The following is a 26,750-nucleotide window of genomic DNA, read 5'->3' on the forward strand; positions in this document are numbered from 1 at the left end:
TCGGCTCCCCCTGGGCACAGGCAACTTGATCACCACGAGAGGTGGCGGCGTGATCCTGACCCAGGAAGCGTCCGTGCGCTTGTAAAAAACGGCACGCGGCCGCGGAATGGCCGGTCCCGCCCGCACGGCGGCGCGATCGTTCGCCCGGTCGAATCGCCTATGTCAGCTCTTCGGACGGCTTGGGATACCGCCCGCGTCGGACCAGTGGTCGAGACGGTCTCGCTCCCGCTCGGCCCGGAGCGTAGGCAGTCAGAGGCGAGCGCGGTGCCGGGGACGACGTGTCGGGGGCAGCCGGCCACGGGCGCATTTGACGCAGGCTGAGGTTTCGCTGGGGGGCGTTGTGGAAGGGAGGGTTGGCCGGTAGGCCGCCTGGCGAGGCACCAGTTCCGGCCCCAAGGCCGCCGCCGTACTCGGCCTCGCGGTCGTGATCACCGAGAACCGGGGCCGGATCGGCGACGACGACTTCGCGGCAGCGCGCGAGGCCGGGCTGACGGACGAAGAGATCGTCGAGACGATCGGCAGCACCGTCAGGAACATCTTCACCAACTACGTCAACGAGGCCCTCGACGTCGACGTCGAATGGCCGCTCGGGACGCTGTACTCCCGCGCTGCCGCCTGATCTCCGCCAGCACGACGGCGCCGATCAGCAGGGCCGCGAACAGGGCGGCCAGGGTCGTCGGTCCGATGGCGTCGAGCAGGTCGGCGACCGCGCGCTGGACGGCTCCGGCGGTTTCGATGACCAGGTCCTGAGTGGCGGGGTCATGCTGGACGCGGACCTCGTACCAGCCGTAGTACGCCACGTACGCGCCGACGAGGAGCAGGAGTCCGCCGCCGATCCGGGGAGCGATCGCACCGGCCCGACGAAGTCGGGTGACGGCGGTGCTGCGGGTGAGGGCGACGGTCAGGGAGGCGACGCCGACGATCAGGCCCATGCCGAGGGCGTACGCGGCGAAGAGCAGTACACCCGCGGCGGGCGAGCCGCTGCGGAACGCGGAGACGACGATGGCGAGGAACGGTGCGATCGTGCAGCCCAGTGAGGCCGTGGCATAGGCCATCCCGAACAGCGCCATGGACGGGATCGACCTGGTGAGGGCAGGGGCGCGCCGGAGTTTCGGCGCCAGGGCGGGCAGTTGGCGGCCGGCGAGCAGCCAGACGCCCATGCCGACCATGAGGATGCCGAAGGCGATGGTGAACCAGGGCAGGTGTTCCTGGACCTGACCCGCCACGGGCTGGATCGCCAGGCCGAATATGCCGAAGAGGGCGGTGAAGCCAAGCGTGATGGAGACCGTGGCGGTCAGCGCGCGGCCGATGGCGACGGCCCGGGTCGGCGAGTCGTCGCCGAGGACGAGCAGGGACAGGTAAGCGGGGAGCAGGGCGAAGCCGCACGGGTTGACGGCCGCGAGGATGCCCGCGGTGAGCGCGAGGGCGAGTGGCAGGTCGGACATGGTCACTTCAGCCGGTCAGTCCGGCGACCTTTTCGGCCAGCCCCCTACCGGCGGGCAGGACGCCTTCGTAGACGGTCTTGCCGTCCTTGTCGAGGATGACGTAGCGGCTCTGTTCTGTGACCTTGAACCGCTTCCAAACCTCGCCCTTCTCGTCAGACAGCTGAGGGAAGCCACCGGTCTTGGTGTCCGTGACGAACTCCTTCATGGCCGAGTTCTTGTCCAGGCCCGCGACCCCGACGACGTTGGCTTTGCCCGCGAAATCTGCGGCGACCTTTGCGGTCTCAGCCGCCTGGGCCTTGCACTTGGGGCACCAGGGGGCCCAGAACCACAGCACGGTGGGCTTGCCCGCGAGGGCCTTCGTGTTGAAAGGCTGTCCGTCCACGCTAGTGGCGGCGAAGTCCAGCACGGCAGGTATCTGGGCGCCGGTGGCGCCGGACGTGCCAAGGTCCGAAGGCGCGGGTGACTGCGCGGGCGCGGGTGCGGTGGATGACGCTGCGCCCGCGCCGGTGCCCACGGCCGGGCCGTCGTCCGCGGCGCACCCGGTGACGGTGAGCAGGGCGGCGGCGAGTACGGCTGGGGCGAAGGTGCGGGGGCGCATGTCGACTCCTGTGTGTTCGGGACTGGGCCGGGAGTGACTGTAGGGCCGTCCCTGCGGTGCCTGGGCGGGCAGGGCCTTACGGTTTGGTGACGTCAGCCCGCCGCGTCGGCCAGACGCTCGGGGTCGAGGACGGTTACGCGGCCGCGGGCGAGGTGGACCAGGCCTTGGCCGGCGTACTAGTGCAGCACCTTCGTACCGGTCTCGCGGGAACTGCCGGCGAGCGCGATCTGGGGTGGCGGCCGCCGGGGCACAGTGGGCTCGCCGGGGGCTGGGTGTCGGCCAGTTGGTCAGGGTGGTCGCGATCTGCTGGGCCATGCTCTTGAACGCGCTTTCGGCCAGGTGCTGTTCGAGGTCGGGCAGACGGCGGACGAGGATCTCAGCGATCCGTGCATCGGTCAGCAGTAGCCAGTGCACGTCGGCCCGGCGCATCATGGAGCGCGGTCGCGAGGGACTCCAAGTCTGGTGTCACAACCTGTCTTTGGGTTCCCTTGTCTCATCAGCTGTGGGTTCCCGTTTCTCCCGGCTGGCGCCGGGTGGACCTCGCCCGGTTGCCGCAGCCGAGGGAACACCATGCCTGGTCACGGCGCCGTGCCAGGAAGAACATGCCGCAGCTGGGGGCGTGGCAGCGCCGCACCCGCTGGCGGTCTGGACCTGCGGCCAGGACGAGGGTCTCGCGGGCGACGACGGCGTCGGCGCCGCCATCCTGTTCCTGCTGTGCGAGTAGGCCGTCGCCTGTCATCCGGAAGACGACGGGGGCGGACGAGGCGAGTCCGTTCAGGCGGTTCCGCAGGCTGCCGGAGAGCGGCCGCTGTCCGGCTGTCGCATCCAGTGCCTCGCGGACCAGCCCACGCAGCCGTTCCAGCTCCTCCAAGGAGAGGGCGGCCAGTCCGCGATGGGCGGCGCGGGCGCGCCATCGCCTGGTGAGTTCCCGATCGGCGAGGAAGTCGACGTCGCCGCGCCCCGGGCCTGCGCCGACGACGACGGTGTTGGCCAGGTCGAGGACCGGGTGCTCGCCGATCCACGGCATGTCCTGCAGGTCCCGGATGGTCATGCCCCTCAATCTACTGGATTCAGGGCAGCGAACCCGTGATAACTTTATCTCACGGATTTGATCAGCCAAATCCGTGAGTCACGTGATCGATAAAGGGTGATGCCATGAGCGCAACCATCGAGTACGTCCGTTTCGACACCGACGACCCTGCCGCCCTCACCGCCCACCGAGAGCAGCTCGTGGAACTACTCAAGGAGCTCTACGGCGACGGCTTTCAGGGCGCCCACCTCGCCCAGTTCGACGACGGCACCGTTCTGGACTTCATCGTCTGGTCGTCCGCCGCCGTCGCCGAGCGCGCGGCCAAGGAAATGCCGGCCCACCCCCGGGCACAGGGCTTCTTCAGCCGAATCGGCACGGTGCACGAGATGCGGCACGCTCACGTTCTGCACACCGCGTAGCCATCGAGAACAAGGAGAATGACGCTGTGCCCTCGGCAGACGAACTACTCGGCGCGGACACCGTCGCCGACCTCGCCCGATGTCTTAAGCGAGCCGGTGACGGGATCATGGCGCATGAGACCCGGGGGTGCGGCGCCGTCCTGGACGGGCTGAGCTTCACCGAGCGTGTCGCCCTGATCAGAGATGCCGTCCTGGCCGATCTCCCGGCGGACTACCTGGCCTTCGCGGACGCGGTGCGGGCCGCACTGCGAGACGGCGATTTCACCGGCTGGATGATCTTCCCCGTCACCGAGGCCGTCGCTGTACGGGGTCTGGACGCCTTCGAGCCGGCGCTCGCCCTGCTGGCGGAACTCACCCCGCGCCTGACCGCGGAGACCGCCGTCCGGCCCTTCCTCCGTGCCGACCTGGAACGCGCGCTGCGGGTTATGACGCCGTGGACCGCACATCCCGACCCCCACGTCCGCCGACTGGCCAGTGAGGGCACGCGGCCACGACTGCCCTGGGCACCCCAACTTCCGGAGCTGATCGCGGATCCGGCACCCGCACTGCCCCTGCTCGACGCGCTGTACCGGGATGACTCCGAGTACGTCCGCAGATCAGTGGCCAACCACCTCAACGACGTCAGCCGTGACCACCCTGACATCGCCGTTGGTGTCGCGGCGCGCTGGCTGAGCGACCCGGCACCGACGACGACCCGGTTGGTACGGCACGCCCTGCGCACTCTGATCAAGTCCGGCCACGCCGACGCCCTTACGCTGCTCGGCCACTCCCCGGACAGTCCCGTCGCCGTCGAGGGCCCGCACGTCCACGCCACGGAAATCCGGGTCGGCGAGTACCTGCTGTTCGACTATTCGGTGACCAACACGCACGACCAGACCGCCCACCTCGTCATCGACTACGTCGTCCTCCACATGAAAGCCAACGGAACCCGAACCCCCAAGGTCTTCAAACTCGCCACGCGGTCCCTGGCCCCCGGCGAGACGTGGCGCGCGACACGCAGACACTCCTTCAAGCCGATCAGCACGCGGCGCTACCACCCGGGTGTCCATTTGGTGCAGCTTCAGGTCAACGGCCGACCCTACGGGGAAGCCTCGTTCACGCTGCACTGCTGAGGGCGACCGCCTCGCATCCCGCTTTGGTGGCGTATCCGCCATCACGCCGACACCCCAATGGGGCGTCCGCCACCAGAAACGGGAACCTGCATCCGCGCAGCTGTCCCTTGGAAGCGATCATCTAAGTACTCGGTGACGCTGGGCATGTCAAGCGCCTCGCCGTGCACACGGGCGAGGGCCGCTGTGCCGCGAAGGTGGTCGTCGAAGAGGTGGCGGCCGCCGCAGTGGTTGATGCCGTGAGCCCACATGCTCGGGACCGTACCGGACGGCACAAAACGGCGGTGGCTGTCGGACCCGGACGGTACGCCTGCCCTGTTTCGCTGCGGCGGGGCAACGCCCGAGTACCGAGGCGTCGGTGTGTACGGTCTCGTGCTGCTGGAGGCTCTGTGGCAAGTCGGAGGGCGGCAGTGCTGTGCCGGGGCGGTGATGGGGGACACGACTCCGCTTCCCGTGCTGACTCAGGCGTCCTGCGCGAGGGAAACCCGCAGGTGGTATCTCTGACCGTATGAGTTGTCGTACCACTCGATGGTGGTCCCGATGAGACTGGCGGCAACGATCCGCCGGATTCCGGATGGAGCCTTCGGGACAGCTGCGGGGGAGACCATGTGCACCACTTCCGGGGTGTCTGCGGGGACGTCGGGTGTGGGCACAACGTAGAAGTCCCCAGGTCAGCGGTATATGTGGCGTGCCGTCACAATCAACCCCACCTGAGTGTGTCCGACTACCATAAGGTCCGAATCGATTCCCTCGTACCCCTCCGGAAGCGGGTGGGAAGCCCCTGCCGGAATTGCAGAGATACAGCCGTTTTGGGGGCGTGGTGCTGACTCCCGTACTGACCTGAAACCCCATGTCAGCACCCCTCGCAACCTGTCCCGTGCTGACTTGGTGCTGACTACGCAGCGTCGAGGGCGACGTGACTCCGGTCGAGCCGACACACATCGGAAACGGTGGGGAGCTCGGATTGGCCCCGCTGTCGAGGTCCGGTTCGTGCTCCGGGCCCGAGGAGCTCAGCCAGGTCAGGGACCGGCGCACCGGGGCATGGAACGCGCTGACCGAAGCCGGCCTGGCGCGGTCGGCGCTGTTCGAGCTGCCGGCAGGAACCCTCGACGTGGCCGCGGGCCGGGACGCGGGATCCCGCTTCCTGGGCTTGTTCGACCGGCCGACCGCGGTCTTCTGCGCGAATGACCTGCTGGCTCTCGGATTCTCCAGACCATGTACGCCGCCGGCGTGCGGGTCCCCGACGACGTGGCCCTCGTCGGCTACGACGACATCGAATTCGCCGCGGCGGCCGCGGTCCCGCTGCAGCCGGAACTGGTGGTGCGCGGCTCCTCTCTGCCCTCACGGTGATGCGCAACCGGGAGGGCAGAACGTCGGTCAGCCGATGGTGAGGGTGCGTTGCCCGGTGATGTCGCGGGACGCACGTTCCGCGGCGAAGGTGTAGAGCCCGGGAACGAGTGTCCAGTTGTCTTGGCGGGAGTTCAGCGCCGGTGCGCAGTCAGCACCGCCGATAGCGGGGGGGGTGTCTCTATGTTTTTCGTCAAGGACGTGGTGTCGGGTATGGGGCCGTTTGGGATGGTCATGCGGTGAGGGTGACGGCGGGGATTCTGGACTCGTAGAAGGTGCCGTCTCGGAGCATGGCGAACAGGACGCTGATGCGTTGGCGGGCGAGGCGGAGGAGGGCTTGGGTGTGGGTTTTGCCGCGGGCGCGTTGCCGGTCGTAGTAGGTGCGGGAGGCCGGGTCGGCGTTCATGCAGGCGAAGGCGGAGAGGAACATGGAGCGTTTGAGCTGCCGGTTTCCGCCTCGTGGTGCGTGTTCGCCGTGGATCGAGGTCCCGGACGACTTCGTCGTCGGGGCGAGGCCGGCGTAGGAGGCGAGGTGGGCGGCGCTGGGAAAACTGGTGCCGTCGCCGACGGTGACCAGCAGGACGGCGGCGGTCCTGACTCCGACTCCCGGCATCGAGGTCAGGACCGGGTGAAGAGGGTGAGCCTCCAGCAGGCTGCTGATCTGGGCTTCCAGTGCCCGGCGCTGTCGTGAACTGCCGCGAGGGATGCGGCCAGGGACGGGATCACGATGTCGAGGGTGCCGGTTCCCGGGACCACGACGGTCTGTTCGTCGAGAGCGTCGAAGACCTCGTCGATCAGCCGGGCGGCCATGCGTGGGGCTTTCGGGCGGATGAGTTCGACGAGTCTGCGGCGGCCGGCTTTGCGCAGAGCGGCCGGAGATCCGTGGCGCTCGAGGAGCCAGGTGACGCCCGGGTGGTCCAGCTGGGGCCCGAGAACGCGCTCCAGCGACGGGTGGAACTGGGTGAGCAGGCCGCGTATCCGGTTGCTGGTGCGGGTGGCTTCTGCGGCGAGGTCTTGGTCGAAGCCGGTCAGCACCGTGAGCTCGGCGGTGATCTCGTCGGTCAGCTCCAGCGACCGCAGGACGTGCGGCATGGTGCGGGCGGCGTCCGCGATGACCGCCGCGTCCTTCGCGTCGGTTTTCGCCTCGCCCGGATACAGGTCGGCGATCCGGCGCATGGCGAGTCCGGGCAGGTAGGCGACCTCGCAGCCCGCGTCGCGGGCGACGGTCAGCGGCAGAGCGCCGATCGAGGCGGGCTGGTCCACGATCACCAGTACCGTGCCGAGCTTCGCGATCAGCTTGTCGAAGACGGCCCGCAGTTTCGGTTCGCTGTTGGGCATCGGCTTGTCGAAGACTTTCTTGCCCGCCGGCGTCAGGCCGTGGCCGTGGTGGGCGCTCTTGCCGACGTCCATACCCAGGAAGACGCCCACATCGCCGGTGTCTAACATCGCACCCCTCCTGGGTGGTTGATCTGGCTGGCCTCGGCGTTGGCACCGTGCTCGCGCATCCACGTTATGCAGACCTGCCGCCCACGTCTCTGTCCGGCATTGCGCCGGACCGGGCGGTGGCCGGGTCTCTCATCAGCGGCTCCGACGGCACCCCACGGACCCGGCGACACAACCCCCCAGGTCATCCGTATCGACTGAGGGGACACAGTCATACCGGGCCCGGAGGCCAGCGGCCCCATTGCAGGACCGCGAAAAAGATAACGGGGGCATTACAGCGGCCTGTGTTGGCAGGCGAGCGCGGGATACGGCGGCGTGGTGGGACTCGTGGAGGCGTCGGCCGTGTGCGAGCTCGAAGGTGATGACCTGGATGGGTGCTGTGGGGGAACTCGTCCTCGGGTTCGCCGTCGGAGCCGAGGGTCACCACCGCGATGGACAGCACCCTGTCCCGCCTCGCTATCAGCCCGGAGGTCTCCACGTCGACCAGCGCCCACGGGAAGGCGTAACCGGTCGGGTCGGACGTGTGCGAACCGGCGGGAGCGAGAGTCATGCGGAGCAGCATGATCGGAGATTCGTCCCCTGCTCAACCCGAATGGCTTTATCAGCTGGTATGCGGGCGGGCAGGCCGGTGTGAACCAGCGGGGTAGGTGTCGTGCCGGCCTCGTGCTCGGCGTCGTCATCCCGTATGGCGGGTGCCCTCCGGAGGAAGTCCGGGTTTTCCAGGGCCAATGAGGTGAGTGCGTGGCCTGTCCGGGAGGACTGCTGGTCGGCGAGCTGCGGACCCGTGGCCGGCCCGTGAGTGCCGCCGTCCTCAACGTGGGTATCGGCCGGGCCGGCGCCTTTCTGGATACGGATCCGGAGGATTCGGCGAAGGCGATCGACGTCAACGTCTCCTCCACGGTGCACCTGGCCAGGTGCCTGCTGCCCGGCATGGTCGGACGCGGGGAGGGTAGGGTGCTCATCACATCGCCGGTCGCCGCGGAGCTGCCCTGTCCCTACAACGCCGTCTGCAACGCGTCCAAGGCCTCCTGCTGTCCTTCGCCCGCGCCCTGCGTGAGGAGCTGCGGGCACCGGCGTCACGGTTACCGCACTTGTGCCCGGCGCGACGGACACGCGGTTCTTCGTCCGGGCGGGCATGCTGGACACCCGTGTCGGGCGCTCCAGGATGGACGACCCCGCGCTCGAAGCGCGCGAGGCGTACCGGGCCCTCATGGGCGGCAGGCCCCGGAGGACGGCCGGCTCTTGGCGCACCAGGGCCGGGGAACTGCTCACTCGCGTTTTTCCGGAGGCGAAGGTCGCTCTGCACTCCTACTGGGCACGTCCTCACGGTAGCCAGAGTCACTTGTAGGCGCATCGCGGTCCCGGCCAACAGCCACTGCCCGCCGCTGGCCGAGGCGTCCTACGCGCACGACATGGTCCAGCAGAAGAGCGAGGGCACCGGGTGCGGGTGTGAGCGGCGCTCGTGTGGGCAGGCGCAGTGCGGGTCCGGGGGATCCGCCGCCGGGCCGGCACGTGACGAGTCGAGGAGTGGCCATGCCTCGTGGTTCCAGTCCCAAGCGAGAGCGCCAGTACGAGCACATCAAGGAGAGCGCCGAGCAGCGCGGTGAGAGCACGAAGAGGGCGAAGGAGATCGCGGCCCGCACGGTCAACAAGGAGCGGGCGCGCGCAGGCGAGTCGAAGACCGCGAGCCGGTCGTCCACGCATGACATGTCTTCCTCGAAGCGGGGCGGGCAGCGCTCGCACAGTGGCGCGCAGGGCCCCACGAAGGAGCAGCTGTACAACGAGGCGAAGCAGCGCAACATCGAGGGCCGCTCCACGATGGACAAGGCCGAACTCAAGCGCGCCCTCGGCCACTGAAGACGAGGACGGGAGAGCACCATGAGCGGGAAGGACCACGGCCGCAAGCCGACGCCTCCGTCACAGGCGCCAGGGGAGAGCGGCGATCCGGAAGCCCGGAGAGAAGCCGAAGAAGCCGTGCTTCCCCGCACGAAGGGCGGCGGGGCCGGCGACGCGCTGACGCCGAACACCGAAGCACAGCGCCGCGCCGCCGCGAAGGCGGGGAGAGGAAGCGGGAGAGCCGGTGGCCCTTCGGCCTGAGGCGTCTCGTTACGAGGACCCGACCCACACGATGGGATGTGCCATCCCATCCACTGGCTCGCCGCTCTGCGAGGAGTCCATCATGGTGACGAGCGCTCTGGTCGTCATCGACATGCTGAATGCTTATGATCACGAGGACGCCGATGCCCTCGTGCCGAGTGTCGCGCGCGCCCTGCCTGCGGTGGTGGACCTCCTCGCGGAGGCCCGCGATCGCGACCTCCCGGTGATCTACGCCAACGACAACTTCGGGAAGTGGCGCTCTCACCACGGCGAGATCCTGGACGTGGCCCTCACCGGCCCGCACGCCGACCTCGTGGAACCGGTGCGCCCCGATGAATCTGCCTACTTCGTCGTCAAGGCACGCCACTCCGTGTTCTACGAGACACCGCTCGCCTACCTGCTGGGCTCACTCGGAGTGGACCACCTCGTCTTGTGCGGGCAGGTCACGGAGCAGTGCGTGCTCTACTCGGCCCTCGACGCGCACATCCGCAGCCTCTCGGTCACGGTCGCCCGCGACGCCGTCGCACACATCCACCAGGACCTGGCTGACGCCGCCCTGCGCATGATGGAGATCAACATGTCCGCCCGCGTCGTGCCCGCGGCCGGTGCCTTCCTGTAGCTGACACCCACCCAGCCACCGGCCTGCACGCACTGCCGGGAGGCGTACGCACGCCGGAGGGCCGCGGTCAGCCCTCGACTCCGGTGGAAGTGTGCGAGGACCCGACGGGCTTGGATTCGGGAGATCCGCGCTGGCGCAGGTAGACGGACAGGATGGCCATGGCCGCCACGGCGAGGAGCTCGGACTGCCAGTTCTGCAGCGAACGGCTCCAGAAGTCGGCGGACACCAGGTAGGCGCCCCAGGAGAGCGGGGGTTGGAGCTGGCGCAGCTGCTGCTCGCCGTACGCCGCAGTGCCGGCGACGGACTGTGCGAGCCACGACAGGACGAACAGCAGGGCCATCACGGCCCCCAGGGACCGGGAGTACAGGTTCTGCCGCCAGTCCCTCGTGCCGGCCCAGCGCGGCGAGTCGGCCCGGGCGTGGGCACCGACGCGCTGTTCCTCATCGGACTCGGTTCCCGCCTTGTGGAGTGGCTTGGACTCCGGGGAACCGCGCTGGAGGAGCCAGACCGTGCCGAAGATGTAGAGGAAGAACTGGAGGAACTCCGACTGCCAGTTCTCGGTGACGTCGACGGCGAAGTCGGATGACATCAGGTACTCGCCGAGTGTCAGCTGCTGCAGTCCGTCCACAGCGAGGTCCTCGTTGAAGCCGGCGCGCCCCGCGAGCGCCTGGCCCGCCAGGACGACCAGGAACGCGCCGCCGAAGGCGAGGGTGAGACCGTTGTCCCGCCAAAAGCTGCTGCGCGGCGGCTGCTCGCGCCCGTCGCCCACCGAGGCGTCGCTCATCGGTGCAGCGCTCCGATCGCGATGAAGTACCCCAGCCCGGAGAGGATCGTCACCAGCAATCCCGCGAACAGCCAGCGCACGTCAACCACTCTTCAGGGAACACCGGTAGGGCTTCTCGCCCTGTGGCACGCAGCCTGCGGCGACCACCTTCCAGCCATCGCCGAACTGCGACAGGAACAGGGTGTCGCCCTGTATGCGCAGCAATGCCTGCCGCCCGTACACCTCCGCCTCGCGGGCCTCCCCGGCCGTCGGCGGCTTCTGGTCGCGCAGCGCCGAGACGCACTGCTCGTGTTCCTCTTCTTCGAGCTGCTGCCGGGTCTGCGGCGCCAGCTGCGCGCACGCACGCAGGTAGTCCCCACCGGTCAGGGCCCGCTCGAAGGTCAGTGCGGCCTGCGTCGCGCCCTCCACCCGGGACGCGGGCGCACCGCATCCGCACAGCACCCCCGCCAGAGCCAGAGCCAGGGCCACCGGTGCCGCCGCGATTGCGTCCATGGCCCATCCCTCCGCAGCGGCGTGCCGGCAGTCCTACATGGAGCCACCATCCCCCGACAGGCCCGGCGATCCGTGCCCACCACGGCAGGACACAGCGGAAACCGCCCACCCGGACCAGTGCCTCCCGCGCCTTACAGGTTGAGCATGACGGCGTAGGCGAGGAAGAACAGGGCCACCACGACGGCCAGCAGGCAGATCAGTACGAGCGGTCCCTTTCCCCAGCCGCGGGTGAGGGGCCGGTAGGGACCTGCCCCGGACCCGGTGCTGGACTCGCCGGGCGGTGTCTCCTCGGGGCGTACGCCGCCCTCCGAGCGCCGGCTCGTATGGTCGCGTGCCGGGTCCGGCTGCGGGAATTCGGTCATCGCTCTGTCACCTCGATTCCTGTGCAGGCCCCGGCCCGGCGGCTCACCGACGGCAGTGCCAGGTGCCGGTGAAGAGCAGGGGCTACCGAGCGCCTACCCGTAGGCGACGGCCGCAGTCGGGGACCGGCTGCTCCTCCCGCGGACCCGGCGCGACAGCTGCATCGATGGCTGCCGAGGCCGGGGGAGGGCGGATGCGCGTCTGATCCAGGGGTAGCCGGACAGCATGGACATCACCGAGAACACTCCCCTCCGTGCCGTGGCGCTGGTCTGCACGCTCTCGCCGTCGCCCTCTCCGTCCAGCTCCCAGCTGCTCGCCGAGCAGACGATGGCCGCGCTCTCAGAGCACGGAGTGACGGGCAAGACCATCCGGATCGCCGACCACGACGTTAAGCCCGGTGTGAAGACCGACATGGGGGCCGGGGACGCCTGGCCGGAGATCCGCGACACGGTTCTGGGCTGCGACATCCTCATCCTCTCCACGCCGATCTGGCTCGGCCACCCTTCCAGCGTCTGCCAGCGGGTCCTGGAACGCCTCGACGCGGAGCTCGGCGAAACCGACGACGAGGGCCGCATGCTCACCTACGGCAAGGTTGCCGGCGTGTGCGTGGTCGGCAACGAGGACGGAGCCCACAAGGTCAGTGCCGACCTCTTCCAAGGTCTGAACGACGTCGGCTTCACCCTTGCCCCCAACGCCGTCACCTACTGGGTCGGGGAAGCCATGCACCGCACCGACTACCAGGACCTCGACAAGACCCCCGAGAAGACGGCGGCCACCACGGAAACCCTCGCGGCCAACAGCGCTCACCTCGCCCGACGGCTGAAGGCAGCTTCTTACCCGCCCTCCTCCTGATCCGAAGGCCGCCGGAACCACCGCTGTGCCGGCCACGCGGAGGGCGTGGTTTCGTGGGTCGGGCTCGGAGCCGTATACCGGACGCCTGAACGGGAAGGCGCAGATCGGGTCGGCCTCCGTGCCCGGCCCGGCCGTTTCACGATCCGTGCACCAGGACCGATCCGTGCACCAGGACCGAGAGGAGACGCTCCCATGAAGCGCAACGCCCCGGACCCCCACCGCCTGCTCGGCATCTACCTCAATGACCATCTCACCGGAGCGGGGGCGGGGATCGCCCTCCTCAAGCGGGCCGCACGGGCCCACGAAGGCACCGATGCCGGGCGCCGCTTGGCTGCCCTGGCCAAGGAAGTGACCGAGGACCGCGACAGCCTGCGCGAGGTCATGCTGGCTCTGGATGTCCCCGCGAAAAACCTCCGCATGCTCCTGGGCACTGCCGCGACGCAGGTGGGGCGGCTGAAGCCCAACGGCAGGGTTTTCTCACGCTCGCCCCTGAGCGACGTCCTCGAACTGGAGGCGATCAGGGTCGGCGTCGAAGGCAAGAAGGAACTCTGGCGGACCCTGCACACACTTGCCCGCTCGAATCCGTGCCTGGACGCGGAGGCCATGGGCCGGCTGCTGGCACGCGCCGAACGCCAGGCCGACACCCTGGAGACGTTGCGTCTGGCGGCCGTGAACCGCGCCTTGCGCAGTGCACCCCGGGCAGCGCCGACCCATCCGCGCCACAGGGCCGGGCAGGCGACGAAGGCACGGTGGGCGGCATAGATGTCGCGGGGGCGGTAGCCGCGGGGTTGTGGCTCACCACCAGCAGGCCGGTGACCGACTCGTCCGTCTCGCGCAGTGCGGCCATCAGGGGGTCGCAGGTGGCGCTGTACAGCTCGTCCTCGCAGATGACTTGGCGTGTCGTACGAGCACCAGTCGGCGTTCGCCCCCGGGGGTGGTCACGGTTTCGTCCTCCAGCCCTTGCAGACGGCTGTGGGGTTCACGCGGACGGCACCGCGGCGAAGGGACTGTCGGCCAGTTCGGCCAGAAGATGGGCCGGGTCACGGTATGCGGCAGCGGCTCCCGCTTCCTCCAGGTCACCGCGTGGAATGCCGCCGCACAGGAGGCCGATCCCGGCGACACCGGCCCGTACCGCGGCCTTCATGTCCCACACCGTGTCGCCGACGAAGGCGGCGCGCTCCGGCGGCGTCCCCGCCAGTTCGAGGGCGTGGTGCAGGGGGTCGGGGGCCGGCTTGCCCTGTTGGACGTCGTCGGAGGTCGCGGTGTCGGTGATGGCGTCGTCGGCGTCGATGGCCCGGCGCAAGGCGCCCAGTTCCCGGTCCTTCGCGGAGGTGACCAGCACGACCTTCCAGCCCGCCTCGGACAAGGTCCGCAGGAGGTCGGCCGCCGATTCCAGGGCGGGGAGACGGTCGAAGTACGTGGCGTACAGGGTGTCGTGGGCGGCGCTCATCAGCTCGTCCTCGCCACGGTCCCGGTCGGCTTCCAGAAGGTGATCGAGGAGGTCTTCGCCCGGCAGGCCGATGGCGCGGTGGATGGCGTGCATCGGGACGTGGTGCCCGTGCTGGCGCAGGGCCTCCCACCAGGAGACGACGTGGAGGTGGTTGGTGTCCGTGAGGGTGCCGTCGACATCGAAGAGGGCGGCGCGGTGGCGGCTCATGGCGGCGGTCTCCTCACAGGTCGCGGATCTGTCGTCCCGCAGCGGTCCGAATGCCTGCTTGCTACGGCGCGCCTGCCCAGTCCGCCCCGCTTCATTCCGGGGCTCGGCCCGGTCAGCGTCCCCCGTCGTTCTCCGGTGTCTCCCACGACCCCGCACGCCTGCGCGCCGCGGGGTTCTGGTCGGCCGGCCGTGCCGGGGCCTGCCGACGGGCGCTCCGCCGGCTGCCGTACCAGAAGGCGGCGAGCAGGAGGGCGACCAGCACCACACCGGCGAGGATGAGGAGCAGCGAGGACCGGCCTTCGGCCGCGAACATCTCGATGGCGAACATGATGCGCTCCTACCCCCGATCGGCTGGAACATCGGCAGGACCCGGGCGCCGGTCGGCCGAAGGCCGTGTACTCACCCCATCGCCCCGGACGCCCCGTGCGCACCTGCTACCGGGGCCCGTGGGACGTAGGGGCGGCGAGGACCCGAGTCCGCCGCGAGGGGCGCGGTCTCCATGCCCGCACCGTTCCGCAGCCCGGAGAGGAACTCCTCGAAGGCCTCCACGGCGGCGCGGCGGGGCTCCCACGCGAGTGCCTCGCGCGCCCGTGTGCAGTCCATGAGCGGCAGGCGCAGCACGGCGTCGAACAGGCCGGGAGGGGCGGGCACCACACGCAGCCGCCACGCCACGGCGAGGGCGGCCCGTAGCGGAGCGGTGGGCATCCGCAGGCTCCGCGCGTCGAAGAGGCGGGCCAGCACGGCGGCGTCCAACGGCGGATCGGCCGCCAGGTTGAAGGGTCCGCGCACTGGACGGGTGACGGCGGCCAGGTAGGCGGAAGCCGCGTCGTCGGTGTGCAGGGCCTGGAAGCGCAGCCCCTGCAGATCGGGTACGACGGGAACGAGGGCGGGCCGGACCAGCCGCCCCGGCAGCAGCCGCCCGGCGAAGATCCGGCGCTGCTCGGAGGCCGATTCCCGCTTGAACAGGAAGGCGGGGCGCATCCGGACCACGCGGACGGCAGGGTGGTCCCGCTCGTAGGTGTCGAGCACCCGTTCGAGGTAGGCCTTCTCTCGGGTGTACGCGGCTTTCGGCCAGCCGTGGGTGGGCCAGGACTCGTCAACGGCGCCGTGCGGGGGGCCGGGCGAGTAGGCGCCGACCGAGGAGGCGTGGACCAGGGCGGGTACGCCCGCTGCTGCCACCGCGTCGAAGACGCGGACGCTCCCGAGGACGTTGGTGCGCCAGGTCTCGTCCGGGGTCGTGGGTGGGCTGGAACTTCCAGCCGAGATGGATCACCGCGTCCGCACCGGAGAAGAGCGGTACGAGGTCGCCGCCGCCCGGCTCGATGTCGACCGCCCGCCATTCGGTCTTCGCCGGCCGCCAGCGCGGCACCCGCCGCGCCAGGCCTACCACGGAGTACACCGCCGGGTCGTCGGACAATGCCTGCACGACGCTGGTACCCACGTTTCCGGTCGCCCCGACGACCACCACGCGCACCGCGCCCGTCTCACGCAAGGACTCCGGATGCCGTGTCATCTTCGGCTCCTCCCTTCACGGGGCCGAGCGCGCACGTCGGCTCGGCCCGGTTCGGTTCCACCCGGTCCGCAGGGCCGGCAGGAGTTCGCCCCGGCCCATTTCTACGCCGCGCCTGCCCGGCTCGGCTCACTTCATTCCGGTGGCGGGCCCGGCGTGGTCCGCCCGATCGCCGTAACGCAGCATGCTGATCCGCCCCCGTGCACCGTCATGACCAGCGCCGCGTTCCCGGCCGGGACAGCGGGCTGCGTTCAGATCGCGGTGGGGAACCTGTTCCAGGCGCGGTGTTCCGCGAGGGAGGCGGTGACGTGCTTGAGGGCAGCGGCGGGGGTGTCGGCCAGCGCCACGCCTGGATCGTCCTCCGCGATCCCGGCGGCTTCGAGAGCGGGGGCTGAGCCGTTCCATCCGCCGATGGCTTTGCCGTGGCGGTAGGCCTCGGCGAGTAGGAGCAGCACCCGGGGGTCGCAGTCACCCGGCTGGGGTGTGCCGGCCTTCGCGTCCCGGGTGCCGTGGGCATCGGCCGCGACCGCGCGGGTACCGGCGAGCAGAAGGGCGTCGAACTCGATGGAACGCGCGGCCGCGAACGTCCGCTGCACGGCGACCGGACTCTTGCCGGTACCGAGGGAGCCCCCGGTGGGAGCGATCACCAAGGGGACCATGCCGGCCTTCACGATGGCGGCCCGTAGGGATTTCACCCCCCTCAGGTCGGCGTCGGGGCCGGCGACGATGCCGATGACCCGCCCGTCGAGCGGCCAGGTACCGCGGATCTGGGTCAAGGCGGGGCTCGGGTCCGGTTCCGTGAGCGGTTGCGTGGCTGCCGGAGCGGTGAGCCCGAGTCCGGCGGCGACCTCTCCGCACAGGTGCGGGTCGATGTTGGCGAGGACCGCGAGGACGCGCTCCCTGACAACTTGCTCCTCGCACTTGCCGAGTTCGAAGGTGTAGGCGGCGATGATGTGTTCGCGCTCGACCACGGTCATGCTCAGCCAGAACAGACGGGGCTGGCTGAAGTGGTCGTCGAAGGAGGCGGAGGCGTCGCGGACCTTCGCGGCCGCGGGCAGCGCGACGGGCGCCTCGATGAACGCGCCGGTGTCGGCTCCGGCGAGGAAGGGGCAGCCGCCATCGAGGCTGTTGGGGCGGTAAGGGGCCGTCCCGGTGTGGACGGCGGTCTGGTGCATGCCGTCGCGGAGCATGTCGTTGACAGGGGCGTGCGGGCGGTTGATGGGGAGCTGGCCGAAGTTCGGGCCGCCGAGCCTGCTGATCTGCGTGTCGAGGTAGGAGAAGAGCCGTCCGGCGAGCAGCGGGTCGTCGGTGACGTCGATGCCGGGGACGAGGTGTCCGGGGTGAAAGGCGACTTGCTCGGTCTCGGCGAAGTAGTTGGCCGGGTTGGCGTTCAGTGTCATCAGTCCGATGGGCCGTACGGGGGCCAGTTCCTCCGGAACGATCTTGGTGGGGTCGAGGAGGTCGATCCCCTCGAAGGACTGCTCCGGGGTGTCGGGGAAGGTCTGGATGCCGAGCTCCCACTGGGGGTGCGCGCCCGCCTCGATCGCGTCGGCCAGGTCACGGCGGTGGAAGTCGGGGTCCATGCCGCCCGTGAGCTGGGCCTCCTCCCACACCATGGAGTGGACGCCGAGCTTCGGCTTCCAGTGGAACTTCACCAGCGTGGTGGCGCCCTTGGCGTTGACGAGGCGGAACGTGTGGACGCCGAAGCCCTCCATCATCCGGAAGGAGCGCGGGATCGCCCGGTCGGACATGTTCCACAGGGTGTGGTGGGTCGCTTCGGTGTGCAGGGACACGAAGTCCCAGAACGTGTCGTGGGCGCTCTGGGCCTGCGGGATCTCCCGGTCGGGGTGCGGCTTCCCGGCGTGGATGACGTCGGGGAACTTCACGGCGTCCTGGATGAAGAAGACCGGGATGTTGTTGCCGACCAGATCGAAGGTGCCTTCCCCGGTGTAGAACTTCGTGGCGAACCCGCGCGTGTCCCGCACCGTGTCCGCCGATCCCCGCGAGCCGAGGACGGTGGAGAACCGTACGAAGACCGGCGTTTCCACCCCCTTGGCCAGGAACGCGGCTTTGGTGATTTTTGCCGCTGTGCCGTAGCCCTGGAACACCCCGTGGGCGGCGGCCCCGCGCGCGTGGACGACCCGCTCGGGAATGCGCTCGTGGTCGAAGTGGGTGATCTTCTCCCGCAGGTGGTGGTCCTGCAGCAGCACCGGCCCCCGCGCCCCGGCCTTCAGCGAATGGTCGCTCTCGTACAGCCGGGCTCCCTGCGCCGTCGTGAAATAGGCGCCGGACTGCGCCACGGCGGCTCGGGGCGCGCCGGTGGGCCGGCCCGTCGGGGTGAGCGTTTCCGGGCCCTGCTGGTCCGGCTTCGCAGGAAGGGGCTCACGGGGTACGGCCGGCTCGGCAGCCTTACCGGCCCGCTTCTTCCCAGTGGCCTTCTTGGCCGCCGCTTTGGTCGCCTTCTTCTGAACCATCTCTGAAGTCTCCTCTTGACCGGACTTGGTGCCCTGCGCGATCTGCTGCTGAAACCGGGGGCGGCCCCTGAGGCCCCGGGTGCAACCCTTCCGTCCGTCGTCGGCAACGGCATCCTGGGTACGCCCATACCGGCTGCCCGCCGGAACCGTCAGGCTCCGTCCCCCGCCGTGCGGGCCCGCACCTGCTCCGCGGTGAGGTACTGGTCGGCGTACTCGAAGTCGCGCAGCGTCCCCGGCTTGTACGTCTGGAAGCCGGTCCGGACGAAGTCGTCGCCGGCCACGGCGTTCAGGAGCCAGTTCGTCATCACCCGGGTCTTCGCGGCGCCGGTGCGCAGCGCCGCCCAGTGGTAGCCGCGGGCGACGGCCTGGGCGGGCATGCCGCGCAGGTCGATGCCGAGCGGGCGGGAGACGCCATCGCGGCCGCCGAGGTCCACGACCAGTCCGAGGTCCTTGTGGACGTAGGAACGCAGCGGTGTGCCCCGCAGCGTGGCGACGACGTTGTCGGCGGCGACCTTGCCCTGGCGTTCGGCGTGCTGCGCGGTGGGCGGGCACACCGCACCGTCTCCGCCGCCGGCCAGGTCGGGCACGGCGGCGGCGTCGCCGAGTGCGAACGCGCCGTCGGCGCCCGGCACCCTCAGATCGGGAGTGACGACGAGGCGGCCGCTCTTGGCGGTCTCGGTGCCCAGCGTGGCGATGAGCGGGCTCGCGGCGACGCCGGCCGTCCAGACGAGGGTGCGGCAGGGCAGCACGCGCCCGTCGGTGAGCGTGACGTCTTCGGGGCCCGCCTTCGCGACGGAGACGCCGAGCGAGACTTCGATGCCGCGGTGGCGCAGCACGTCAAGGGCGGCCCGGCTCAGCCGGTCGCCGAGCTCGGGCATCAACTTCGGGGCCACGTCCACGAGGTGCCAGGTGATCTCGCGCCGTTCCAGGCGGGGGTAGCGGCTGACGGCGTTCTTGGTGAGCCGCTCCAGGGAGGCGGCCGTCTCGGTGCCCGCGTAGCCGCCGCCCACCACGACGAAGCCGAGCCGTGAGGCCCGCTCCGCCGAGTCCGGTGCGGCGGCGTCGGCCAGGTCGAGCTGGGCGGTGACGTGGTCGCGCAGGTGGGCCGCCTCGGCCAGCGTCTTCATGCCGCGGCCGTGCTCCGCCAGGCCCGGGATGTCGAAGGTGCGAGTGACGCTCCCCGGGGCGAGCACGAGGTGGTCGTACGGCTGGTCGAGCAGTTCCCCGGTGATCTTCCGGATGACGCAGACCTTGGCCCGGGTGTCGACGCCGACGGCCCCGCCGGGCACGATCCGGGTCCGGTGGCGGCGGCTGCGGCGCAGCGACACGGCCACGGACTGGGGGGTGAGCACCCCGGAGGCCACCTGCGGGAGCAGGGGGAGGTAGAGCTGGTAGGAGAACGGGGTGACCAGCAGGATCTCCGCCTCCCCGGGTGACAGCGTCCGCTCCAGGCGGCGTACGCAGGCGACGCCGGCGAAGCCCGCGCCGACGACCAGGATCCTCGGTCGTGTCATGGTGTCCGTCCCTTCTCAGGTGTACGGGTTTCCAGCGCGCGCCAGCGGTGAAGAAGCCCCCTGGCCCGGCGCCCTTCACGTTCCTTCGTCACCGTGCCGGGAGCGCCCGCGCCCCGGCAGGATCTCCTGGATCTTGGCCTTGAGGCCCTGGCGGACCATCCCGGCGCGGTCGCTGTCGCCCTTGAGGATCGAGGCGGCGGTCGCTTCGATCTGGTCGAGGTCGGCGTGCGGAGGGATCGGCGGGACGGCCGGGTCGGTGCGGAAGTCGATGACGAAGGGGCGGTCGGCCGCCAGGGCCTGCTTCCAGGCCGACTCCACGCCGCCCGGCTCCTCCACCCGTACGCCGCCCAGCCCGATCGACCGCGCGAAGTCCGCGTAGCGGACGTCGGGCAGGGCCTGCGAGGGCAGGAACTGGGGAGCACCCGACATGGCCCGCATCTCCCAGGTGACCTGGTTGAGGTCCTGGTTGTTGAGCACGGCCACGACCAGCCGCGGATCCTCCCAGTCCCGGCAGTACTTGGCGGCGGTGATGAGCTCGGCCATGCCGTTCATCTGCATGGCGCCGTCACCGACGATCGCCACCGCCGGCCGGTCGGGATGGGCGAACTTCGCGCCGATGGCGTACGGGACGCCCGGCCCCATGGTCGCCAGCGTGCCGGACAGCGAGCCGCGCATGGTTCCGCGCATCCGCAGGTGACGGGCGTACCAGTTGGCCGCCGAACCGGAGTCGGCCGAGAGCATCACGTCGTCGGGCAGCAGCGCGTCGAGGGCGTGCACGACGTACTCGGGATTGACCGGATGGGCGTCGACGTCCGCACGGCGCTCCATGACCTGCCACCACCGCACCACGTCCTTCTCGATCTTCTTGCGCCAGGAGCCGTGCTTCTTGCGCTTCAGCTGCGGCAGCAGCGCCTTCAGCGTCTCCCCGGCGTCCCCGACGAGGTTCACCTCGAAGGGGTAGCGCAGGCCGACCATGAAGGGGTCGATGTCGATCTGGACGGCGCGTGCCCGGTCGAAGTCCGGGAGGAACTGGCTGTACGGGAAGCTGGAACCCACCACGAGGAGGGTGTCGCAGTCGCGCATCATCTCGTAGGAGGGGCGGGTGCCCAGCAACCCGATGGAGCCGGTGACGTATGGCAGGTCGTCGGGCAGGGCGTCCTTGCCGAGGAGCGCCTTGGCCACCCCGGCGCCGAGGACGTCCGCCAGTGCCTCGACCTTGGCCCGGGCGTGGCGCGCGCCCTGGCCGATCAGTACGGCGACCTTCTCGCCCTCGTTCAGCACGGCGGCGGCCCGCGCGAGGTCGCCGGCGGCGGGGACCGGCGCGTAGGAGGGGCTGCCGAGACTGGAGGGGACCATCTTGAAGGCGTGCGCCGGCGGGGAGTAGCCCAGCTCCTGCACGTCGGCGGGGACGATGACGGCGGTCACGGTGCGCTTGGCGTACGCGGTGCGCATGGCCCGGTCGATGACGTTCGGCAGCTGCTCGGGGACGGTGACCATCTCGCAGTAGTCCGAGGCCACGTCCTTGTAGAGGCTGAGCAGGTCGACTTCCTGCTGGTAGGAGCCGCCCATGGCGCTGCGGTTGGTCTGGCCCACGATGGCGACGACCGGCACGTGGTCCAGTTTGGCGTCGTACAGGCCGTTGAGCAGGTGGATGGCGCCCGGGCCGGAGGTTGCCGCGCAGACACCGACGCGGCCGGAGAACTTGGCGTAGCCGACCGCTTGGAGCGCCGACATCTCCTCGTGGCGCGACTGGATGAACCGGGGTTCGTCGTCGGCCCGGCCCCAAGCGGCCAGCAGCCCGTTGATGCCGTCACCGGGGTAGGCGAAGACGTGTTCCACGTCCCACTCGCGCAGGCGCTGGAGGACGAAGTCGGACACCTTGATCGACATGGTGTTCCTTCCCGTAGGGGTACTAGCGGTCGGGCGCGGGCTACTTCCGGGGCGCGTCGGGGCTCGGCCTCAGCTCGAAGCCGCTGCGCGGGCGGGTCGGCATGCGGGAGAGGGGGATGGTCAGATCCTGCGCGGGGACGTCGTACTCCATCCGCGCCAGCTCCCCGGCGATGGTCGCGAGCGCGGTCACGGTGATGTCCTCGCCGGGGCAGCGGTGGCCGCTGGTGGGGTCCCCGCCGCCCTGCGGGACGAGGTGGACCAGCAGCGGGCTGTCGGGGCCTTCGGGGACGGAGAACCGCTGCGGGTCGAAACGGTCCGGATCGAAGCGGTACGGGTGCTCGAACAGGGTGGCGTCGTGGTTCTGGCCGTACAGGTCGAGCAGGACGAGGGTGTCCTTCGCGACGTCCTCGCCCCGCCAGGTCAGGTCCTGTGCCGCGAGTCCGGAGACGAAGGGGGCGAAGGGGTAGAAGCGCCGTACTTCGTGGGCGAACGCCGTGGCGTAGGTGTCGTCGGGGTCGGAGCGCAGCAGGTTCCGGTGGTGGGGCCAGCGGTGCAAGGCGTGGGCGGCGAAGGCCGCGAACCAGGCGACGGCGACGGTCGGCCTGATGATGTTCAGCAGTTCCACCGCCGCCGTGTGGACGTCCAGGAGGTTCCCGCCCGCCTCCCGGTGCCACGCCACCGTCTCCAGGGCCGTCTGCTTGGTCTCCGCCTCCGGGGCCCGGCGTATCTCGGTGATCAGCGCGGCCATGGCCACCTCCTGGCGGCGACGGGCCTGGCGGGCGCGCAGATGGCGCGGGCCCGGCGTCGCGAAGCCGTCGACCATGGCCGTGCAGTCCCGCGCCAGCCGGGCCACTCCCGCGTCGGAGAGCGGGACACCCGCCCAGTCGCAGACCGCCTGGGCGAGCACCCCGGCCGCCTCGTCGAAGAGCACCACGGAGTCGCCCCGCCGACGGGGCATCGCCTCGCGCCACCGCCAGCTGACGTGTCCGCCCAGAGTGGCGACGCCGGTGCCGTCCTGGAGGAGGGTGACGAACATGGCCTTGCGGATCCGGTGCCGGTCCCCGTCGAGGGTGTGCACGGCTCCCTGCCCGAACAGGGTGTCCAGGACGGGGTCGGGCAGGGCCCCGGCACGGACGACGTGCTTCTCGTCGTAGAAGAAGGCCACGGCCTCGGGCCCCCGCAGCGCGATGGTGGGGCGGCCGAGCAGCCGGGTTCTGACCGTGCCGTCGATCGTCCCGCGCATGCGGTTGGGGAGCCAGGCGTACCCGTGGGTCAGCAGGCCGAGCGTGCCGTCGCTCCACCGGGTCGCGGAATTCTTGGAGGGCGTCATGGTGCGCGGCTACCCGCTGCCGCCAAACGGACACATCCGGGCGGAATCCGTCAGGCGCGGCCGGGGCGCAGGAGTTCCAGGACGGCGGTTTCGACCCCGCCGTGCGTGGACGGCCACCCGAACAGGCCGTCCTCGCCCAGCTTGCCCAAGGCGGGAGCGATGGTTTCGCCGCCCTCGTAGAGCTCGATGACCCGGGGGTCGATGTAGGAGGCACGGCACACGGCCGGCGTGTTCCCGAGGTACTCGCTGACCTCGCGCACGGCGCGGGCCACGACCCGGGAACGCCGGGCGGGGGAGGCGTCGGCGGTGTTCTCGGAAACGGCCAGGGCGACCGCGGCCAGGACGGTGGCGTACCAGGTCCTGAAGTCCTTCGCTGTGACGTCCTGCCCCGACCGGTCCCGCAGGTACGCGTTCAGATCCTCGGCGTGGACCTCGTGCCAGGCCCCGTGCTCCCAGTGGGCGAAGAGCCTCGGCCCGGGGTCCTTGCGCCTGAGGAGCGCGCGGACCACGGCATGGGCCTGCTCGTCTATGAGCGTACGGGTCACGGTCCTGCCGGATTTGGCTGGGAAGTCGAGCCGGATCTCGCCGTTCCGGCAGGAGGCGTGTTCGCGCAGCAAGGTGGTGAGCCCGTAGCTCCCGTTGTCCCGGGCGTAACGCTCGCCCCCGATCCGCAGGAATCCCAGGTCCAGCAGCCGGGTCAGACAGGCCAGGACGCGGGTGCGGGTCAAGCCGCGGCCGTCGAGGTCGTCCGTTACGTGCTCGCGCAGTCGCGGCAGCGATCGGGCCACCAGGCGCACGTGCTCGTGTTTGGCGGTGTCCTGCTGCTCGCGGAAGGCCGGGTGGTAGAGGTACTGGCGCCGGCCCGCGGCGTCGGTTCCCACCGCCTGGATGTGCCCGTTGGGCCAAGGACAGATCCATACGTCCTGCCACGCCGGCGGGATCGCGAGGGCTCGGACCCGCCCCCGGTCCGCCGCGGACAGGCGCGTTCCGTACGCGTCCAGGTACCGGAATCCGCGGCCGTGGCGGATCCGGCTCCAGCCGGGCGCGTGGGGGGGCGCTGGTCCGCAGGCGCACGGCGGCCTTCAGCCGGTGTCGGGGTGGGCCTGCGTGCGCAGGGTCCAGGCCTGGCCGGAACAGTCGTACGGCAGGGGCGGGAACCGGTGCCCGCGCATGTCGGTGCTCTTGCTCCAGAGGTGCTCCTTGCCGCAGTCACAGGCGTATATGCCGCTCTGTGGAACGATTTCACCTGGTTTCCAGCGATTGATCCCGTTCATGTTGAGGGTCTACCCCCTCTGCGTGCTGCACACCCCCGGGCTCTACGTGCCACCCACCCCCGGGGCGGGCCGATCGAGGGGGAGGGCATCAGGCGTTTTGGCGGGAGCAAACGGGTCAGACGCCTGGCGTGCGGACCAGTGGTCCCCTTTCGGCGAAGGAGCGGTTTGTGGATACCGACGCGGTTCTGCCCCTGGACCTCGGAGCCCCGCGGGAGGTGCTCGGAAGGGTCACCCCGGACGGGAGCCTGCCGCAGGACCACACCCAGGCGATCCTGCAGACCACCAAACGGGTGGCCGCGCTCCTCAAGGCATCGGGTCTGCCGTTCGCCCTGGCCGGCAGCGTGGCTGCCTTCGCCCACGGGCTGCCGGCGAACTTCCAGCACGACACCGATTTCTGCGTGCGTCCCGAGGAGGCCGACGCGGCGATCGAGGCGCTGGAGGCCGGAGGGATCGCGATGCGGCGCGCCCCTGAGGACTGGCTGGTGAAGGGCCGTTCCGGAGGTGAGGAGATCGACCTGATCTTCGAGCTGGCCCGCCGCCCCGTCAGCGGTGAACTCCTGGAGCGGGCCGAGGCAAGGGTGGTCGACTCGGTATGGATGCCGGTGCTTGCCCCCACGGACCGCCCCCCCCCGCATCGCGCGATGACGAAGGGCCACCAGATCCGCTGGTGCACGCCGCCGCGCGAGCGAGCGGATCCGCTGGGAACGCAGAGTCGAAGGCAACTCCAGTCATAGTGTTAGCCGCTCTTGGAGGGGCCTTCGTGTGACCTGTCTGCATCGTCTTCGTCTGGCGCGGAGTCGAGTGACCGGATTGCCTCACCCAACCCCCACGGCGCGGATATCGATCCGTCCTCGTCCCATCCGTACTGTTGGAGCTGCTGTGCTGTGTCCTTCAGCCCTGCATGGCGCAGAGCGAAGGCCGCGTCCTCACGGGCGAAGGGCACACCAGCGGCGGAAGCTTTCTGGTACCAGTCCAGCGCTTCCTCGAGTTGGCCCTCTGATGCCAGCCGTTCTGCCGTCACTAGCAGTGCGCTGAAGTGGCCGTGGTCGGTGACACGTTCGTACATTGCCTTGGCTTCGGCCGGCCTGACGCCCCGCAGCGGTCAGATAGTCGGCAGCTGTCCACGGGGCGCTGTGATCGCCCTGCTTGAAGGCCCGCTCCAACCACTCGAGCGCCGTGTCCAGTTCGCCCAGAGCTGCGAGTTGTGCGCCAGCTACGGTCAGAGCATCGCGTTCGCCCTTCTCGGCCGCGAGCTCATACCAGTGCAGTGCCTCGTTCAGCCTTCCTCCGGCGACCAAGTGGTCCGCCGCGGCGTGCAGAGCTTGGCTATCGCCTCGGCCGGCAGCCAACTCGAACCATTCCAGTGCACGGTCCAGTTCTCCGTGAAAGGCAAGTTGTTCCGCTGCGCTGCGGGTAGCGCCCGCGTCGCCGCGTTCATCAGCTTGCTGGTACCACCGAAGTCCGTCTTCTAGCTGCCCGTCCCACATCAATGCATAGGCGCCGCACGACCATGCGCCGGTCTCTCCTCGCCTGCGCGCTTGTACCGCTGGAGGGCTCCTCCAGCTGGCCTGCGTGCATCAGGTGATCGGCTGCCCTGCATAGAGCCTGAGAGTAGCCGTCGGTCGACTGTGACGGCGACACGAGCGCTCGGCAGATCCAGGCGCTTCCTGCCGACGAAATCCGAACATGACGCCTTTGCCTCCAACGGCACCCAATGAGCCTTTTCCAACCTGCTGGGTGGGCTGGGCAGTTGGGCTGACAGGCGGGTGAAGCCCCTGGTAGATGAGTTTTCGACCAAGAGAACCATCTCCACCAGGGGCTTCATGTGCTTGTCTACCCGTCCGGTATTGACGTGTCCACATCGACCCTGCGCCTGCTGTCCGAGCAGCTGCGCGCTCGGCGCCACGAGCGCGGGACCCGATGGCGGCGCCTGACCGCTGGACGCCAGGCGCTGCTCGCCCTCGCCCATCTGCGGTGCGGGCACACCTACGCCCAACTCGCGGCCGGGTTCGGAGTCGGCACCACCACCGCCTACCGGTATGTGGTCGAGGCCGTCGAGCTGCTGGCTGCGCTCGCCCCCACCCTGGCCGAGGCGGTCCGCGCCGCGGCGAGGAAGGCGTACGTCATCCTCGACGGCACCTTGCTGCCGATCGACCGGATCGCCGCCGACCGGCCCTTCTACAGCGGCAAGCACAAGAAGCACGGCATGAACGTCCAAGCCCTCACCGATCCGTTCGGCCGCCTGCTGTGCGCCTCGGCCGCGCTGCCCGGCGCTATCCACGACATCAAGGCCGCCCGCACCCACGGGATCATCGACGCCCTGGCCAAGGTCGACCTGGCCTGCTGGGCTGACAAGGGCTACCAGGGCGCCGGCGGCACCGTACGGGTGCCCTTCCGCGGCAAGCACCGCAACCACCGCAGTCATCGCCCAGTACACCCGCGACTCCGAACTGCGGTGCAGATGCTCGTAGTCGCGTACCAGCCTGCGGTGCAGCATCAAGGATGC

Annotated in this window: 24 protein-coding genes and 4 pseudogenes; 12 read left to right on the top strand and 16 right to left on the bottom strand. The window is 70.0% G+C overall.

All coding sequences use genetic code 11. From position 1 onward, the window contains the following. Positions 1-424 precede the first annotated feature (424 nt). Positions 425-619 (top strand): hypothetical protein, encoded by a 195-nt coding sequence (locus ACE1OC_RS36640; protein ID WP_407840618.1) that lies wholly within the window; start codon positions 425-427, stop codon positions 617-619. Here the strand turns inward: ACE1OC_RS36640 and ACE1OC_RS36645 are convergent. From ACE1OC_RS36645 to ACE1OC_RS36655, 3 genes are all read right to left on the bottom strand, one after another. Then, on the bottom strand, positions 552-1,445 hold the full coding sequence (locus ACE1OC_RS36645; protein ID WP_407840619.1) for a cytochrome c biogenesis CcdA family protein: 894 nt from the start codon (positions 1,443-1,445) through the stop codon (positions 552-554). The genes ACE1OC_RS36640 and ACE1OC_RS36645 overlap by 68 nt on opposite strands. 7 nt (positions 1,446-1,452) lie before the next feature. Next, the gene (locus ACE1OC_RS36650) at positions 1,453-2,043 is read right to left on the bottom strand and encodes a redoxin domain-containing protein (RefSeq protein WP_407840620.1); all 591 of its coding nucleotides are present in this window, start codon (positions 2,041-2,043) and stop codon (positions 1,453-1,455) included. A gap of 496 nt (positions 2,044-2,539) precedes the next feature. Continuing rightward, positions 2,540-3,094 (bottom strand): ABATE domain-containing protein, encoded by a 555-nt coding sequence (locus ACE1OC_RS36655; RefSeq protein WP_407840621.1) that lies wholly within the window; start codon positions 3,092-3,094, stop codon positions 2,540-2,542. A gap of 104 nt (positions 3,095-3,198) precedes the next feature. On the opposite strand from ACE1OC_RS36655, the gene ACE1OC_RS36660 reads away from it, so the two are divergent. The 3 genes and pseudogenes from ACE1OC_RS36660 to ACE1OC_RS36670 all read left to right on the top strand — a co-directional run. Further along, positions 3,199-3,492: a hypothetical protein gene (locus tag ACE1OC_RS36660; protein ID WP_407840622.1), complete on the top strand. Its 294-nt coding sequence runs from the start codon at positions 3,199-3,201 to the stop codon at positions 3,490-3,492. 26 nt (positions 3,493-3,518) lie between these two features. After that, positions 3,519-4,604, top strand: a complete 1,086-nt coding sequence (locus ACE1OC_RS36665; protein ID WP_407840623.1) for a DNA alkylation repair protein — start codon at positions 3,519-3,521, stop codon at positions 4,602-4,604. 985 nt (positions 4,605-5,589) lie between these two features. Next, positions 5,590-5,951, top strand: a pseudogene (locus tag ACE1OC_RS36670) (substrate-binding domain-containing protein); the annotation flags it as partial. Between the two features lie 229 nt (positions 5,952-6,180). Here ACE1OC_RS36670 and ACE1OC_RS36675 read toward each other — a convergent pair. Then, positions 6,181-7,394: pseudogene (locus tag ACE1OC_RS36675) on the bottom strand (IS110 family transposase). Positions 7,395-8,132: 738 nt separating this feature from the next. On the opposite strand from ACE1OC_RS36675, the gene ACE1OC_RS36680 reads away from it, so the two are divergent. The 3 genes from ACE1OC_RS36680 (at position 8,133) to ACE1OC_RS36690 (ending at position 10,107) form a co-directional block, all read left to right on the top strand. Continuing rightward, a complete protein-coding gene (locus ACE1OC_RS36680; RefSeq protein ID WP_407840624.1) occupies positions 8,133-8,723 on the top strand; it encodes an SDR family NAD(P)-dependent oxidoreductase in 591 nt (196 codons plus the stop codon). A 201-nt stretch (positions 8,724-8,924) separates the two neighbouring features. Then, entirely contained in the window at positions 8,925-9,248 is a 324-nt protein-coding gene (locus ACE1OC_RS36685) for a plasmid stabilization protein (protein WP_407840625.1), read from the top strand. Positions 9,249-9,570: 322 nt separating this feature from the next. After that, complete coding sequence (locus ACE1OC_RS36690; RefSeq protein ID WP_407840626.1) at positions 9,571-10,107, top strand: isochorismatase family cysteine hydrolase; 537 nt, start codon at positions 9,571-9,573, stop codon at positions 10,105-10,107. A 67-nt stretch (positions 10,108-10,174) separates the two neighbouring features. Here ACE1OC_RS36690 and ACE1OC_RS36695 read toward each other — a convergent pair whose 3' ends face one another. The 3 genes from ACE1OC_RS36695 to ACE1OC_RS36705 form a co-directional block, all read right to left on the bottom strand. Continuing rightward, positions 10,175-10,891 (bottom strand): DUF6766 family protein, encoded by a 717-nt coding sequence (locus tag ACE1OC_RS36695; protein WP_407840627.1) that lies wholly within the window; start codon positions 10,889-10,891, stop codon positions 10,175-10,177. An 81-nt stretch (positions 10,892-10,972) separates the two neighbouring features. Beyond that, a complete protein-coding gene (locus ACE1OC_RS36700) occupies positions 10,973-11,383 on the bottom strand; it encodes a hypothetical protein (protein ID WP_407840628.1) in 411 nt (136 codons plus the stop codon). Positions 11,384-11,514: 131 nt separating this feature from the next. After that, positions 11,515-11,745: a DUF6480 family protein gene (locus ACE1OC_RS36705; RefSeq protein WP_407840629.1), complete on the bottom strand. Its 231-nt coding sequence runs from the start codon at positions 11,743-11,745 to the stop codon at positions 11,515-11,517. 223 nt (positions 11,746-11,968) lie between these two features. Here ACE1OC_RS36705 and ACE1OC_RS36710 point away from each other — a divergent pair, with 223 nt between their 5' ends. Together ACE1OC_RS36710 and ACE1OC_RS36715 are read left to right on the top strand one after the other, a co-directional pair. Beyond that, a complete protein-coding gene (locus ACE1OC_RS36710) occupies positions 11,969-12,595 on the top strand; it encodes a flavodoxin family protein (protein ID WP_407840630.1) in 627 nt (208 codons plus the stop codon). Positions 12,596-12,787: 192 nt separating this feature from the next. Further along, positions 12,788-13,357, top strand: a complete 570-nt coding sequence (locus ACE1OC_RS36715; protein ID WP_407840631.1) for a hypothetical protein — start codon at positions 12,788-12,790, stop codon at positions 13,355-13,357. 217 nt (positions 13,358-13,574) lie between these two features. Here the strand turns inward: ACE1OC_RS36715 and ACE1OC_RS36720 are convergent, their stop codons facing one another. The 9 genes and pseudogenes from ACE1OC_RS36720 to ACE1OC_RS36760 form a co-directional block, all read right to left on the bottom strand. After that, complete coding sequence (locus ACE1OC_RS36720; RefSeq protein ID WP_407840632.1) at positions 13,575-14,252, bottom strand: HAD family hydrolase; 678 nt, start codon at positions 14,250-14,252, stop codon at positions 13,575-13,577. Positions 14,253-14,364: 112 nt separating this feature from the next. Beyond that, positions 14,365-14,580, bottom strand: coding sequence for a DUF6479 family protein (locus ACE1OC_RS36725; RefSeq protein WP_407840633.1), 216 nt, complete (start codon positions 14,578-14,580; stop codon positions 14,365-14,367). A 71-nt stretch (positions 14,581-14,651) separates the two neighbouring features. After that, a pseudogene (locus ACE1OC_RS36730) lies at positions 14,652-15,765 on the bottom strand (NAD-dependent epimerase/dehydratase family protein). Between the two features lie 248 nt (positions 15,766-16,013). Further along, complete coding sequence (locus ACE1OC_RS36735; protein ID WP_407840634.1) at positions 16,014-18,236, bottom strand: catalase; 2,223 nt, start codon at positions 18,234-18,236, stop codon at positions 16,014-16,016. 149 nt (positions 18,237-18,385) lie between these two features. Beyond that, positions 18,386-19,750, bottom strand: a complete 1,365-nt coding sequence (locus tag ACE1OC_RS36740) for an NAD(P)/FAD-dependent oxidoreductase (RefSeq protein WP_407840635.1) — start codon at positions 19,748-19,750, stop codon at positions 18,386-18,388. Positions 19,751-19,825: 75 nt separating this feature from the next. Beyond that, positions 19,826-21,640 (bottom strand): thiamine pyrophosphate-requiring protein, encoded by a 1,815-nt coding sequence (locus ACE1OC_RS36745; RefSeq protein WP_407840636.1) that lies wholly within the window; start codon positions 21,638-21,640, stop codon positions 19,826-19,828. A 40-nt stretch (positions 21,641-21,680) separates the two neighbouring features. Further along, positions 21,681-22,970, bottom strand: a complete 1,290-nt coding sequence (locus ACE1OC_RS36750) for a cytochrome P450 (protein WP_407840637.1) — start codon at positions 22,968-22,970, stop codon at positions 21,681-21,683. A gap of 50 nt (positions 22,971-23,020) precedes the next feature. Next, positions 23,021-23,998, bottom strand: a complete 978-nt coding sequence (locus ACE1OC_RS36755) for a DNA topoisomerase IB (protein ID WP_407841795.1) — start codon at positions 23,996-23,998, stop codon at positions 23,021-23,023. 54 nt (positions 23,999-24,052) lie between these two features. Then, positions 24,053-24,244: a hypothetical protein gene (locus ACE1OC_RS36760; RefSeq protein WP_407840638.1), complete on the bottom strand. Its 192-nt coding sequence runs from the start codon at positions 24,242-24,244 to the stop codon at positions 24,053-24,055. A 167-nt stretch (positions 24,245-24,411) separates the two neighbouring features. On the opposite strand from ACE1OC_RS36760, the gene ACE1OC_RS36765 reads away from it, so the two are divergent. The 3 genes and pseudogenes from ACE1OC_RS36765 to ACE1OC_RS36775 form a co-directional block, all read left to right on the top strand. Then, the gene (locus ACE1OC_RS36765) at positions 24,412-24,978 is read left to right on the top strand and encodes a hypothetical protein (RefSeq protein WP_407840639.1); all 567 of its coding nucleotides are present in this window, start codon (positions 24,412-24,414) and stop codon (positions 24,976-24,978) included. Positions 24,979-25,377: 399 nt separating this feature from the next. Further along, positions 25,378-25,716, top strand: a complete 339-nt coding sequence (locus tag ACE1OC_RS36770; protein WP_407840640.1) for a hypothetical protein — start codon at positions 25,378-25,380, stop codon at positions 25,714-25,716. Between the two features lie 353 nt (positions 25,717-26,069). After that, positions 26,070-26,646 (top strand): annotated as a pseudogene (locus ACE1OC_RS36775) (transposase family protein); the annotation flags it as partial. Positions 26,647-26,750 lie beyond the last annotated feature (104 nt).

This window comes from Streptomyces stoeckheimensis, assembly GCF_045822005.1.
Classification (GTDB): domain Bacteria; phylum Actinomycetota; class Actinomycetes; order Streptomycetales; family Streptomycetaceae; genus Streptomyces; species Streptomyces stoeckheimensis.

Excerpts from the sequence above, each read along its gene's own strand:
- ACE1OC_RS36655 (WP_407840621.1), bottom strand. The coding sequence starts at position 3,094 with ATGACCATCCGGGACCTGCAGGACATGCCGTGGATCGGCGAGCACCCG.
- ACE1OC_RS36705 (WP_407840629.1), bottom strand. The coding sequence starts at position 11,745 with ATGACCGAATTCCCGCAGCCGGACCCGGCACGCGACCATACGAGCCGG.
- ACE1OC_RS36700 (WP_407840628.1), bottom strand. The coding sequence starts at position 11,383 with ATGGACGCAATCGCGGCGGCACCGGTGGCCCTGGCTCTGGCTCTGGCG.
- ACE1OC_RS36745 (WP_407840636.1), bottom strand. The coding sequence starts at position 21,640 with ATGTCGATCAAGGTGTCCGACTTCGTCCTCCAGCGCCTGCGCGAGTGG.
- ACE1OC_RS36645 (WP_407840619.1), bottom strand. The coding sequence starts at position 1,445 with ATGTCCGACCTGCCACTCGCCCTCGCGCTCACCGCGGGCATCCTCGCG.
- ACE1OC_RS36695 (WP_407840627.1), bottom strand. The coding sequence starts at position 10,891 with ATGAGCGACGCCTCGGTGGGCGACGGGCGCGAGCAGCCGCCGCGCAGC.
- ACE1OC_RS36750 (WP_407840637.1), bottom strand. The coding sequence starts at position 22,970 with ATGACGCCCTCCAAGAATTCCGCGACCCGGTGGAGCGACGGCACGCTC.
- ACE1OC_RS36710 (WP_407840630.1), top strand. The coding sequence starts at position 11,969 with ATGGACATCACCGAGAACACTCCCCTCCGTGCCGTGGCGCTGGTCTGC.
- ACE1OC_RS36690 (WP_407840626.1), top strand. The coding sequence starts at position 9,571 with ATGGTGACGAGCGCTCTGGTCGTCATCGACATGCTGAATGCTTATGAT.
- ACE1OC_RS36725 (WP_407840633.1), bottom strand. The coding sequence starts at position 14,580 with ATGTTCGCCATCGAGATGTTCGCGGCCGAAGGCCGGTCCTCGCTGCTC.
- ACE1OC_RS36660 (WP_407840622.1), top strand. The coding sequence starts at position 3,199 with ATGAGCGCAACCATCGAGTACGTCCGTTTCGACACCGACGACCCTGCC.
- ACE1OC_RS36685 (WP_407840625.1), top strand. The coding sequence starts at position 8,925 with ATGCCTCGTGGTTCCAGTCCCAAGCGAGAGCGCCAGTACGAGCACATC.
- ACE1OC_RS36720 (WP_407840632.1), bottom strand. The coding sequence starts at position 14,252 with ATGAGCCGCCACCGCGCCGCCCTCTTCGATGTCGACGGCACCCTCACG.
- ACE1OC_RS36760 (WP_407840638.1), bottom strand. The coding sequence starts at position 24,244 with ATGAACGGGATCAATCGCTGGAAACCAGGTGAAATCGTTCCACAGAGC.
- ACE1OC_RS36740 (WP_407840635.1), bottom strand. The coding sequence starts at position 19,750 with ATGACACGACCGAGGATCCTGGTCGTCGGCGCGGGCTTCGCCGGCGTC.
- ACE1OC_RS36715 (WP_407840631.1), top strand. The coding sequence starts at position 12,788 with ATGAAGCGCAACGCCCCGGACCCCCACCGCCTGCTCGGCATCTACCTC.
- ACE1OC_RS36650 (WP_407840620.1), bottom strand. The coding sequence starts at position 2,043 with ATGCGCCCCCGCACCTTCGCCCCAGCCGTACTCGCCGCCGCCCTGCTC.
- ACE1OC_RS36735 (WP_407840634.1), bottom strand. The coding sequence starts at position 18,236 with ATGGTTCAGAAGAAGGCGACCAAAGCGGCGGCCAAGAAGGCCACTGGG.